Raw genomic sequence first — 11,730 nt, 5'->3', positions numbered from 1 at the left:
TCCAGCTACAATCACCCACCCCCTAGTAGACTTCCCTCACCTCTGGTCGATAAGTCAACATCGATTCGCTTACGCTCATCGTGTTTCCTTTATCTCGCGACGGTTCAGTCCAGTCTATACAGGGCTAAACGGGTGACTTCCGCTTTTGTTTTACCATTCAACTCTTACTTTATTAGAAGCCGTTCCCTCCAACTTGGTTAGGGGGTCGTATGGGACGATGTAATAGGTTTCGTCATGGAGTAAGGTTAGGCGTTTGATAGTGTAGCGTCCTCTTCCTTCTACTTCTCCAATTCGCTCATCCTGGCCGTCTTCTTCTCTGTATATGTGATAGACGACGCGGTCATCTCTTGAAGGTGTCCACGTGAGCTTCGCTTGCAGAAGCGTCAGGGAACCGAATGAAAGGTTTCCATTCAGGTCTTCAATGACCGGGAGATCAATTGGCGGTGGTATGTCTTCCACTCCATCCGGTTGTGTGAACGAGCTTTTCAGTTCCTTCACCTGGCCTACTCTAGTCAAGACGTCTTTCATTAGCTTGGTAGGATAGGAACTTCCCCCGTCTAAGTAATGCTTCTCGTCTGATTGGTCATATCCCATCCAAACGGAACCAACATATTCAGGAGTGAACCCAACAAACCAGGCATCTTTTGTCTTCTTATCTACATATGGATGCTGAGTGGATCCCGTTTTCCCAGCCAGCGCTTTCTCATACACCCCGCTTCGTCCTGTACCTTCTGTTACAACAGATTCTAGCATCCGTGTAATGGACCAGGCCGTTTGAGGCTTAAAGATTTGTTTGGGTTCTGGCTCATAGTTGTGAACAAGTTCTCCGTCTTTATCGTATATTTCAACGATCGTGTGAGGTTCAATCATTTCACCGTCATGGATAAACGTTCGATAAGATCGGACCAGATCGACTGGCGTCACCCCATTTTTCAATCCGCCAAGAGCGATAGATAACCCATTATCTTCAAGGTCCATCCCTAACTTTTCTAAATAGTTCTTGGAATAATCAATACCAATTTCGTTTAAAAGCCATACGGCTGAAGCATTTTTGGATAACATGAGCGATTTGTAAATCGAAATATAGTCATCATACTTGAAATCATAGTTTTCAGGCGTATACTCCCCGTATGACCGCCGCTTGTCTACCAAGAGAGAGTAAGGACTGTACTGCTCCAGATCCAGAGCAGGTCCATAGACGGCTAGTGGCTTCATAACAGATCCAGGCTGGCGCTTTTCTAACAAACGGTTCATGTCGCCTCGCTCGTTGTTACGGCCTCCGTGAGCTGCTACCACCTCTCCTGTTTCCTGGTCCATTAACAGAAAGGTTCCTTCTACACCTTCAACAGAACCAGGGAAATATTCATCACTCTGCATCACTTCGTGAGAAATACGCTGAATCTCCTCATCCATGCTTACTACAATCCGGTATCCACCTTGATACAATTCTTCCTGGCTGAGGTCGTATTCTTCTTTCGCCTCTGTTACGACGAAATCAAGATAACTATTAAGCCAAGGCTTTTCTTCTTTGCTTCCATGGTTAATGCCAAGATTTTTGCGTTGCAACTCTACAGCCTCTTCTGATGTTACATATCCCTCATCATGCATCCGACTAATCACAATGTCACGACGATCTTTCGCGCGTTCAGGGTGCTCTACAGGATCGTAGTAATTCGGTCCTTTCGGAAGTGCCGCTAGTAACGCGCCTTCTGTTATAGAAAGCTCTGAGACAGGTTTATTAAAGAAGTATTGTGAGGCTGACTCTATTCCATACAACCCATTCCCAAAGTAAATCGTATTTAAGTAGTATTCGAGAATCTTCTTCTTTGGTACGTTTCGCTCTAAGTATAAAGAAGCCATCACTTCTTTGATCTTCCTTGTCCACGTCTTATCATGGGTTAAAAACAAGTTTTTCGAGAGCTGTTGTGTAATCGTACTTCCGCCCTCTACCTTCTCCATAGCAATTAAATCACGGTATAAAGCTCTGGCTGTTGCGATCACATCAACACCCGCATGCTCATAAAAACGACCATCCTCAATGGATATGAACGCATTTTCTACGTGATCTGGAATATCCTGAATCGGTACAACCGTCCGATTTTCTTTATACAATTTTGTTAATTCTTCTCCGTCTCTTGTTTCAATCACAGATGCTTCATCTAACACTAAGAGACGCTCATCTACGATTCTCTTCCCGCCGATAAGTAAAGTAAAATATCCGGCAAAAGCTAACACCACCATACTTGCTACCACAATGATCAGCCAGCGCCATCTCTTCACCCAGTCGGGGATCTTCATTTCTCTCCAATTCATGCCGTTCACCTCGATCGTTCTATTGTGCATTGGAGCGCTTGTTCCTTACCAATATTATACGCTATCACAAAGATTTAGAAAAAGCCTTCCTTCTTGCTTGCTTTTTAAATTCTTTCGTTGCTACACTACATTTATAGAAAGGAGACGTTTTCATGAATGTATATATGACACTTGGCACCTATGATTACCTAGCTTCTTTAGCAGAAAAAAACGATCAGAAAATCTTCATTATGCAGGGTGAGAATTCCGCCCTTGCTTATACGGAAGGGGAAAATATCTTCCAAGAGCCTCGCTCTTACGAAACCGTAGACCATCAGGGAGAGCTCCAGGAAGAAGGATTTGTTGTGATGAACAACATCCCTGTAACAGACGAAGGACGTCCACTCTTTGAAGACCGCTTCAAAAACCGTGCAGGTGCGATTGAAGATTCTCCTGGTTTCCAGGCCATTCGCATTTTACGTCCAGCAGAAGGCAATACATATGTTGTCTTCACACAGTGGAAAGATGAATCAAGCTTCGAAGACTGGAAGAATTCCCAAGCCTTCCAAAAGGCTCACAAGAACTCCGGCCCTCAAAGTAAAGAAAAGCCATCTTTCTCAGCAGGACCAGCCTACTTAACGAAGTATCATATGACAAAACCAGACTAATCATACACAAAGCCAGCAGAAAGCTGGCTTTTCTTATGCCTGCACACTTTCCCGCATTAAAGTACAGACACGTGCCAGACACCCTTTACTAGAGTAAAGGGTGTCTGGCACGTGCTACTAGATTCCAGTTTATTCTTTTGAAATTGATAGGGTATGTTGTTATAGTTAGATAGGTTTTCTATATCTATACATCAGGAAAGGATCGTGCAACGATGAAAAAACAACTTATGTTTTTAGCTAGTTTAGCATTCGTATTCGTCTTAGCTGCTTGTGGGTCAACAGAAGGCGATGAGAATGCAAAAGAAGCAACGACGTGGGATCAAGTGCAAGAAGATGGAGAAATTGTCGTCGGTACCTCTGGCACATTGGTCGCTACCTCTTACTATCCGGAAGATTCTGATCAACTATCAGGCTATGACGTAGAGGTCATGCGTGCCGTAGGCGAAAAATTAGGCGTTGATGTGAAGTTTCAAGAGATGGGGTTTGACGCTCTATTCGCTGCCATGAACAGTGGACGAATCGATGCAGCCATCAATGACATAGAAGTAACAGAGAAACGCGAAGAAAACTACGCGTTCACAACTCCTTATAAATATTCCTATACAACGATGGTTGTTCGTGAAGATGGATTAAGCGGCATTGAAACACTTGAAGACCTTGAAGGCAAGAGAGCCGGAGGGGCTGCTACTTCTGTGTTTAGTGATATCGCTCGTCATTACGATGCTGAAGTGGTCACTTACGATAACGCTACAAACGATATTTACCTTCGTGATGTAGACAACGGCAATACCGATGTTATCATTAATGATTACTATCTATCGAAACTAGGAATCAATGCGTTTCCTCAGTTTGATCTCGTTCTTCACCCAGACATCAAAGTGCACCCAACCAAACAAGCGATTCTTCTTGAACAAGAAGACAGTGAGCTTCAGAAGAAAATGAATGAAGCCCTTGAAGAGTTACGTGAAGACGGTACGCTAACAGAATTATCAAAGAAATTCTTCCTAGGAGAAGACGCATCTAAACAGCCTGAAGGTGAAATTACTGAAATCGAAGGCTTAGAGTCCTAAAGGGAATGAATACTCTATGATTAGTCCTACTTTCTTTCAAGAAATGGAACTCGACAAGCTCTTTAACCCGCGTCTTGCATGGGAGAGCTTACCTACTGTTCTAGAAGGACTTCCTTATACCATTGCCATCTCCTTAGCCGGGATGGCAATTGGTCTATTACTAGGATTCTTTCTATCTCTAGGTCGCTCTTCATCTCGATTTTACTTACGTTGGCCATCAAGACTCTATATCTCATTTATGAGAGGGACCCCTATTTTGGTCTTCCTCTTTCTCTTATATTTCGGATTGCCATTTATCGGCATTACGATGACGGCCGTAACAGCATCTGTCATTGCGTTCGGGTTAAATAGCGCGGCTTACAACGCGGAGATCATTCGGGCCTCACTTAAAAGTGTCTCAAACGGACAATGGGAAGCCTCACGTGCACTAGGCTTTAGTTACTGGCAGACGGTACGCTTCGTCATTATCCCACAAGCTACAAGAATTGCCCTGCCTCCGCTTACAAATGTGATGCTTGATCTGGTTAAAGCCACTTCACTAGCAGCTGTGATCTCTGTCCCTGAAATGATCCAGCATGCCAAGATTGTCATCGGTCGCACAGGTGACGCCATGACCCTTTACTTGCTCGTCGCCTTTATCTACTGGCCACTCTGCATCATCATCGCAACGATCCAGGAGCGTTTAGAAGCCCGCTACGACTTTCACAAAAAATAGGCTTAGGGGGCCGTTTGCATTTAATGAGAGTTAGGGGTGTCTGGGGAACGACTCGCTTTCCACGGGCGAGGTGTCGAGCCTCCTCAATCGCTACGCTCATTCCGGGGTCTCGTCTACCTCTCTCTCCCGTAGGAGTCTCCCCGTTCCCCAGACACCCCTTCCAAATAGAGTAGAAACGGCCCTCTGCTTGAGCCTGGATCAAAGATAAAAGTCCTGCTTCCTTATGCGGCATGTTTCCGTTTCTTCTACATAAGGGAAAGGTGGTTCGGGAAATTGCGAGACTCCTGCGGCAAAAGGAGCCTAGGGGAGACCCCACAGAGAGCGAATGCGAACGAGGAGGCTTCCCAGCTCGCCGCGGAAAGCGAGTGATTTCCCGAACCACCTTTTGCTCTGACTACAGCAAACGGAAACATTCTCTCAACTTGTAGCGTCCCATATGAGTTAGCTTATATGGAGCGCTCAAAAAAGCCCAGTGCTCACATCTATGAGCACTGGGCCTTTTTTTATTTATTGTTGCGGAGCATCCACATATGACAAATGAAAATGATGATAAATGCAGTAAAAGATAAAAGCGGGATGGTAATGAATCCTCCCCAATTAATATACTCACTACCACACGAAACAACACTACATCCTTCCCCAGCTTCCTTCAAGAACGGCAACTTCTGCATCCCATAATGATAAGTAGCTACGAGCACACCAGCTCCGCTCATAATGAGTCCGGCTGCTCCGTATCGAAGATCCTTACGGGCCAGGGAGATTCCGTATAACAAGACAAGTGGATACATCAAGATCCGCTGATACCAACACTTCTCACAAGGTATAAAATCCATCACTTCAGAGAAGAACAGGCTTCCGAATGTCGCGATGACAGAGGTTAGCCATGTGAAAAAGAGTACTTTTTGTACGCGTTCGCTCATTCAAAACATCTCCAATTAAAAAGCATTCTCCCCTTAGTATAATAAAGCTTCCTATGGGATTCTAGTAAAAATAAAGTGACCCACTCAGGATTGTTGAAAAATAGGGAGCTAAGAAAATGTTTCTGGCAATTTGGTTTCATGTATCTGCGCCAGCCACATAAAAACGGAGGTGAAATCTAGTCAGATTTCATCTCCGCCTTCTCTATGAATCGTTCGATGAGCGTATTAGCCCATTTTTATGTGCGTATACGGCTGCTTGTGTACGGTCCTGAACGTCTAACTTACTTAAGACATTGCTGACGTGGGTCTTGACCGTTTTAATACCAATAAAGAGTTTCTCACTTATTTCCTGATTGGTTAAACCATCCCCAATACACATCAGCACTTCTAGTTCACGCCCTGTTAAGTCATCGTGTAGCTTCCTCTCTTTCGATCGGAAACGTGTCATCATCTTGTTGGCAACCTTAGGTTCAATATAGGTTTCTCCCTTGGCAGCTTTCTTGATGGCCGAGGCAATTTCATCGGCTGAAGACGTTTTTAACATGTAGCTAAAAGCCCCCGCTTCAAGAGCAGGGAACACCTTTTCATCGTCATAGTAACTTGTAAGAATGATAATCTTACAATCAGGGTGTTCAGCCATAATTTGCTTCGTTGCTTCAATTCCGTCGCCGTCTTCCATCATAAGATCCATTAGCACCACATCTGGTTTTTCTTTAAGGACGAGCTTTGCCCCCTGATTCCCACTAGATGCTTCTCCTACAATATCAAGCGTCGGTTCTGTCATTAAATAAGCAATGACCCCTTTACGAACTACATCATGATCATCTACAACCACAACTCTGACCGTTTCACTCATCCACATCCGCCTCCTGATTTGGAATTCTTATATCAATGTAAGTTCCTTCTCCTGGCTTGGATCGAAGTGTCAGTGTACCACCGATTTCGTCCGTTCGTTCCTGCATCGTTTTTAAGCCGTAAGAGGTTTTCTTATCTTGGTTTACATGAAACCCTTTCCCGTTATCGCTAATATGTAAAAATACTTGATCGCTGATGCTTGTTAGAGACAGTTGTACGGCTGTTGCTTCGGCATGACGTAAAATATTCGACAAAGCTTCCTGTACAATTCTGAATAGGTGTTCTTCTGTGCCATCTGATAAATGAACTGTATCATCTAAATCAACCGAAAAATCCATCTGACACTTCTCTTCTAATTCATGAATTAGCGTCTGAATTCCTTCATGTAACGGCTCACCAGACAAATGAACAGGGCGTAAATGTAGCAGCAACGCTCTCATCTCAGTCTGAGCTTGCAGTGCCATGGATGTAATCTCCTCAAGCTGAGTTTTGGCACGATCAGGGTCCTTATCAAACAAACGCTCTGTTGCTTGAGCCATCATGGTTAGTGCAAATAGCTGCTGGCTGACAGCATCATGAAGATCACGAGCAAGACGCTGTCTCTCTTCAATCGTAGCAGCCTTATGAGCCGTCTTTGCGAATTCAGATTTCTCATCGGCCATTCGCTGCAGGGATTTGACCTGGTTTTGTAATTTTCCAGCCAATTCATTTAGTTCTTCCCCCATATGACCAAATTCATCATCAGAGTTCATATAAATTTTAGCATTGTAATTTCCTTGAGCTAATGATCGAATCATTGTCGTCATCCCATCAAGCTTCTCTTTAATTGTACCACTTGATTGAAATCCTACATAAATCGAAACGAGTCCTGACACCACGATAAATAATCCAATAAAGAAGAAGATGGCTTGAGAGGTCAACCACTCAGGTTCCTTCAACACATAGAACCCTAATAATACAGACAATAAAATCAGGAGGGTTAGGAACACCCCATAAAAATGAGAGCGGATAAATACGTATCGAACACTATTTAGTCTTTTAAGCATTTTCTCATCCCCTACACTCGGTCCAGACGTATATTGCCAACCTTGAAATCGACATAAAATGTTACTTTTCTTGTTGCCGTCCCGTAATCTGGTGTCTGATAGTGCATGACTCGGTTCAATCCATCTGCCTTCTGATCAAGAATTCGTATATCGCCTGTTTTCACACTCGCTTCAATACGAAAAGCGACATTTTCAGGCATTAATATTTTCACATCTCCTACGACTCCGGATAGTTTAAAAGGTGTATCTTTCTCAGGGATAAACGCCTTTGTGAAATCAAACTTGTAATCCCCCACTGCATTCCATAAGTTCATCGGTTCTACTGACCAATCACTATTTGTAAAGGAATAGTCCCCAATGGCGCTTTTCTTCCTCTTAAAATCCTCTGAATCATGTTCATCATCAAAGCGGATCTCGACTTTTGGCTTCGTGCCTTTAGATGTAAAGATTCGAACACCGATTAGCACCAATAGTAAAGGCCAAAGCAACCAAATATCACCTGCTGTAAACGTCATCCACCCGAATCGATCCATAACAAGGAAGGCAGCAAATACGGTCGTAATCAAACCAAGCGGCCAACGATCTCCCTTCCCAAATAGGCTATCTAAGATAAATTTAATCCCAATAGCGAGAAGTATGAAAGGATAACTATAAGAAAATACTTGCCACATTTCCAGGGAAATAACGTCAAGATTCGCTAATAATATAAAAATTCCACCAACAATTAATGCAACTGCTAGAATAAACTTTGTAAAACCTACTCGTTTCATCATAACCACCCTTTTCCTCATAGCGGAAGTTCTATAGTTATCTTAGCGCTTTTTTGTTTCTTTTAGAACATGCTCTGGGTGGTCTCCTCCTCAGCCTCTAGTCGGAGTTTCACTCTATTAGCCATCCATTCATACAACCAGATCCAGACGATAGCAAAAACAAACCCAAACATGAACCCAGCTAACACATCTGAGAGATAATGCGCTCCTTCAAACACTCGACTAACCCGATTAAAAAGACAAGCATAAATCCTATCCCCGCGCTTACTGTAACTGTTAAACGAGACTGAGCTCTTCTGGTAAGAAAATAATAAGCGAGCACAGCACATATTAACGAAACCATCGCGTGACCACTAGGAAAACTAAACCCTTCCACACTTTCATTAAGAAGAGGTCGTTCTCGTCCTATAGCGCTCTTTAGGGAGAGGTTAACTCCATATCCCACTAGAACACCAAAAAACATCATAACCGCTTGAAGTCTGTTTTTCTTCATAACCCCAAGGATGAAAATAAACAAGAGAGCCACAGGTCCAAGAACCTTACCTGATCCAAAAGGTGTGAGAGCAGCAAAGAACTGGTGCACCCCTTCTCCCGATTCTTCTGCAAACTGAGCAGCCCAGTCATCTAACAAGCCAGCCTGATTTGTCAGGACAAGAATCATTAATGTTAACGCAATAACTAGTCCAATCACGGTTAAGAAGTGAAGGGACCGTTTAGAAAAATAATCGTATGATTCCAATCTGTTCCTCTCCTTTCTCATCTATTTTACTAGGGTCGGGGGCTTATGTTTAGTTTTTTCTCATCAGGGTACATTGATATTGTGCGACATGATAAACATCGAACAAATCTAAACAGGGGTGATTATGATGGATCAAAAAGTACAAAATCTAATTGATGGCTTAAACGAAGACTTAGCACACGAATATGCGGCAAGCATTATGTATACGTACAATGCTGCGGTTGTGCAAGGACTTTACTACCAAGTTTTAAAACCATTCTTTGAATCTGAAATTGGCGATGAGCAAGGTCATGCACTTTACCTGGCTGAAAAGATTAAAACACTAGGTGGCACACCAACAACTAAACCAGCTGAAGTTAAACAACTTTCAGACGTTAAAGATATGCTTGAAGAAGCAAAACGCGCAGAACACGACACAATTCTTCGTTACGAAGAACGCAAGCAACAAGCTGAAGAACTTGGATACACAGAACTTGTTGTCAAATTAGACGACATGATCGCTGATGAGACGGGTCACATGGAAGAAATGGAACGTCTCCTTGCAGATCCACGTTTACAATAAGGAACTATTAATAGAAAAAGCCGTGCCGCTAGCTAAAGTGGTACGGCTTTTTTGTATTCCACAAACGTTTTCAGGCTGTTCATCCCCATCCATCTGAATGCGTCATGGAAGTTAAGGATCTTACTTAATTCTCATACTCCGAGTTGTCTGTATATTCATATTTTTTCGTCTTTGTTATAATATGGCTAACACAAGGAGGGAAATTCATGGATTTACAAAAAATCTTACAAGACATTGATGCCTATTCCGACGAAATGGTCGACATTCGTCGCTACTTGCACCAACACCCTGAACTATCATTTGAAGAAACAGAAACATCGAAGTATATCGCAAATTTTTATAAAGAATTAGACATTCCCCATCAAACAAGCGTTGGGGGAAATGGCATTTTGGCTACGTTAGAAGGAGGCAAACCTGGTAAGACGGTTGCCCTTCGAGCGGATTTTGATGCCCTTCCAATCCAAGACCAAAAAGACGTTCCTTATAAATCCACTGTCCCAGGCGTTATGCATGCGTGTGGCCATGATGGTCATACAGCTTCTTTATTGTGCCTCGCCAAAGCACTAAAGCCGCATCAAGAAGACATACCAGGAACCATCGTCTTCTTACACCAGCACGCGGAGGAGAAGCCTCCTGGTGGTGCTAAAGGGATGGTCGAAGCAGGTGCGCTTGAAGGCGTTGATGCTGTATTTGGAACGCACTTATGGAGCAATACACCAGTTGGAACCATTGAAACAGCTCCAGAAGCCTTCTTTGCGGGAGCCGATGCCTTTGAAATTACGATTCAAGGTCAAGGGGGCCATGGTGCACAGCCTCATCAAACGAAGGATTCGATTGTAATCGGTTCTGAGCTTGTCACATCCCTTCAGCAAATTGTAAGCCGCAAACTCGATCCGTTAAAATCAGCCGTTGTCACAGTTGGCACGTTTGAAGCCGGCACGACGTTCAATATCATTGCGGATACAGCAACCTTAAAGGGGACGGTTCGCACGTTTAGCCCAGATGTCCAAGAGCTCATCATCAAAGAAATGGAGAATCATGTGAAAGGGGTCTGCACCTCACATGAAGCAAGTTATGAGTTCAATTATATGAAAGGGTACCCACCTGTCGTGAATCATCCTGAGGAAGCTGCTATGGTAATCGAAGGAGCATCAAACACACCTGGTGTTGAGAAGGCCCAGTATGTTGAACCTGTGATGACGGGCGAGGATTTCTCTTACTATATATTAGAACGTCCCGGCGCCTTCTTCTTTACAGGCGCACAAAAAGAAGGCCACGCCTATCCTCACCACCATCCAAAATTTGATATTGATGAGCGTGCCCTTCCGATTGCTGCGAAAACACTTTTCCAATCATTCCTTGCTTATCAGAATAATCAGTAACCCATTAAACGGAGACGGTACGCATTTTGTGCTGTCTCCGCTAATTGTTCCATTAGCTTTGTATTAGCCCAGGCTCCCACAACCGCTCCAAATCCAGGGACAAGCTGAAGCATTTTAACAAAATCAATCGAATCCCGGTACTCCAGTTGCAACGTTTTCCAATCCACCTCTTTGATCGTTTCCTTCTCATCTTCCCAGTTCAACACGCGATGAAGAATTTCTTCACGCTTCTCATCACTTGAGAATGCAAGCATGAACACATGGAGCACAAACATCCTCTCTTCATACCTCTCAACAGAAAACCCGTATAGCCTTGCTGTATCAAACAAGAATTTCATCTTTATGCTAAGTAAGAGCGGAAAATCCGCAAGACCAAGCGCAATACCTCCAGCCCCAGTCCCAGCCCCTTCTAAAGCAGCAGTCCGCTTGTAATATTTCAACCTCGCTCCCACTTGCTCCTCGCGCTCTTTCAGCGTCCATCCTTCACCCACTTCAATCGGATAAATATAGTGAGAGCTTGTTAACGAAAGTTCAATCATTTGCTTCACGCTTCCAGAGACAACTTTATGGACACGCTCTGGCACCCAGTTATTAATCGTTGTCTGAATCCGCTTTGATTTCCTCTGAATAATTGGCCCACGCTTCTCCAATCCTTTGGCCCAGCTGAGGGCTTCCCGATGCTTTCGTTCCTCATAAGGTGTTTTCATTTTT

General features: G+C 43.7%; 11 protein-coding genes and 1 pseudogene. 5 read left to right on the top strand and 7 right to left on the bottom strand.

Going from position 1 to position 11,730, the window contains the following annotated elements; all coding sequences use genetic code 11:
- Positions 1-150: 150 nt before the first annotated feature.
- Complete coding sequence (locus LQ226_RS14680; RefSeq protein WP_231418704.1) at positions 151-2,343, bottom strand: PBP1A family penicillin-binding protein; 2,193 nt, start codon at positions 2,341-2,343, stop codon at positions 151-153.
- A 122-nt stretch (positions 2,344-2,465) separates the two neighbouring features.
- Between LQ226_RS14680 and LQ226_RS14675 the strand changes: the two genes are divergently transcribed.
- From LQ226_RS14675 to LQ226_RS14665, 3 genes are all read left to right on the top strand, one after another.
- Positions 2,466-2,960 carry an antibiotic biosynthesis monooxygenase family protein gene (locus LQ226_RS14675; protein WP_231418703.1) on the top strand — a complete coding sequence of 165 codons (495 nt, stop codon included), beginning with the start codon at positions 2,466-2,468 and terminating at the stop codon, positions 2,958-2,960.
- 212 nt (positions 2,961-3,172) lie between these two features.
- A complete protein-coding gene (locus LQ226_RS14670; protein ID WP_231418702.1) occupies positions 3,173-4,030 on the top strand; it encodes a transporter substrate-binding domain-containing protein in 858 nt (285 codons plus the stop codon).
- Between the two features lie 16 nt (positions 4,031-4,046).
- Complete coding sequence (locus LQ226_RS14665; protein WP_231418701.1) at positions 4,047-4,745, top strand: amino acid ABC transporter permease; 699 nt, start codon at positions 4,047-4,049, stop codon at positions 4,743-4,745.
- Positions 4,746-5,248: 503 nt separating this feature from the next.
- Here the strand turns inward: LQ226_RS14665 and LQ226_RS14660 are convergent.
- The 5 genes and pseudogenes from LQ226_RS14660 to LQ226_RS21205 all read right to left on the bottom strand — a co-directional run bounded on the left by LQ226_RS14660 (position 5,249) and on the right by LQ226_RS21205 (position 8,799).
- The gene (locus tag LQ226_RS14660; protein ID WP_231418700.1) at positions 5,249-5,665 is read right to left on the bottom strand and encodes a disulfide oxidoreductase; all 417 of its coding nucleotides are present in this window, start codon (positions 5,663-5,665) and stop codon (positions 5,249-5,251) included.
- Between the two features lie 202 nt (positions 5,666-5,867).
- Positions 5,868-6,521, bottom strand: a complete 654-nt coding sequence (locus tag LQ226_RS14655) for a response regulator (RefSeq protein WP_231418699.1) — start codon at positions 6,519-6,521, stop codon at positions 5,868-5,870.
- Complete coding sequence (locus tag LQ226_RS14650; protein WP_231418698.1) at positions 6,514-7,566, bottom strand: sensor histidine kinase; 1,053 nt, start codon at positions 7,564-7,566, stop codon at positions 6,514-6,516. Before LQ226_RS14650 ends, LQ226_RS14655 begins: the two co-directional genes overlap by 8 nt.
- A gap of 11 nt (positions 7,567-7,577) precedes the next feature.
- A complete protein-coding gene (gene liaF / locus LQ226_RS14645; protein WP_231418697.1) occupies positions 7,578-8,339 on the bottom strand; it encodes a cell wall-active antibiotics response protein LiaF in 762 nt (253 codons plus the stop codon).
- Positions 8,340-8,398: 59 nt separating this feature from the next.
- Positions 8,399-8,799 (bottom strand): annotated as a pseudogene (locus LQ226_RS21205) (phosphatase PAP2 family protein).
- Positions 8,800-9,202: 403 nt separating this feature from the next.
- Between LQ226_RS21205 and LQ226_RS14635 the strand changes: the two are divergent.
- Complete coding sequence (locus LQ226_RS14635) at positions 9,203-9,637, top strand: ferritin-like domain-containing protein (protein WP_231418754.1); 435 nt, start codon at positions 9,203-9,205, stop codon at positions 9,635-9,637.
- A 206-nt stretch (positions 9,638-9,843) separates the two neighbouring features.
- Positions 9,844-11,019 (top strand): M20 family metallopeptidase, encoded by a 1,176-nt coding sequence (locus tag LQ226_RS14630; protein WP_231418695.1) that lies wholly within the window; start codon positions 9,844-9,846, stop codon positions 11,017-11,019.
- Here LQ226_RS14630 and LQ226_RS14625 read toward each other — a convergent pair.
- Positions 11,013-11,726: an EcsC family protein gene (locus tag LQ226_RS14625; protein WP_231418694.1), complete on the bottom strand. Its 714-nt coding sequence runs from the start codon at positions 11,724-11,726 to the stop codon at positions 11,013-11,015. The genes LQ226_RS14630 and LQ226_RS14625 overlap by 7 nt on opposite strands.
- Positions 11,727-11,730: the final 4 nt, after the last annotated feature.

It is taken from the genome of Pontibacillus sp. HN14 (genome assembly GCF_021129245.1).
Taxonomy (GTDB): Bacteria; Bacillota; Bacilli; order Bacillales; family BH030062; genus Pontibacillus.
Note: the sequence above shows the minus strand (reverse complement) of the source record. Positions and strands in the feature narration are given on the sequence as shown.

Coding starts and splice junctions, on each gene's coding strand:
- LQ226_RS14635 (WP_231418754.1), top strand. CDS start 9,203: ATGGATCAAAAAGTACAAAATCTAATTGATGGCTTAAACGAAGACTTA.
- LQ226_RS14630 (WP_231418695.1), top strand. CDS start 9,844: ATGGATTTACAAAAAATCTTACAAGACATTGATGCCTATTCCGACGAA.
- LQ226_RS14670 (WP_231418702.1), top strand. CDS start 3,173: ATGAAAAAACAACTTATGTTTTTAGCTAGTTTAGCATTCGTATTCGTC.
- LQ226_RS14675 (WP_231418703.1), top strand. CDS start 2,466: ATGAATGTATATATGACACTTGGCACCTATGATTACCTAGCTTCTTTA.
- LQ226_RS14660 (WP_231418700.1), bottom strand. CDS start 5,665: ATGAGCGAACGCGTACAAAAAGTACTCTTTTTCACATGGCTAACCTCT.
- LQ226_RS14680 (WP_231418704.1), bottom strand. CDS start 2,343: ATGCACAATAGAACGATCGAGGTGAACGGCATGAATTGGAGAGAAATG.
- LQ226_RS14625 (WP_231418694.1), bottom strand. CDS start 11,726: ATGAAAACACCTTATGAGGAACGAAAGCATCGGGAAGCCCTCAGCTGG.
- liaF (WP_231418697.1), bottom strand. CDS start 8,339: ATGATGAAACGAGTAGGTTTTACAAAGTTTATTCTAGCAGTTGCATTA.
- LQ226_RS14650 (WP_231418698.1), bottom strand. CDS start 7,566: ATGCTTAAAAGACTAAATAGTGTTCGATACGTATTTATCCGCTCTCAT.
- LQ226_RS14655 (WP_231418699.1), bottom strand. CDS start 6,521: ATGAGTGAAACGGTCAGAGTTGTGGTTGTAGATGATCATGATGTAGTT.
- LQ226_RS14665 (WP_231418701.1), top strand. CDS start 4,047: ATGATTAGTCCTACTTTCTTTCAAGAAATGGAACTCGACAAGCTCTTT.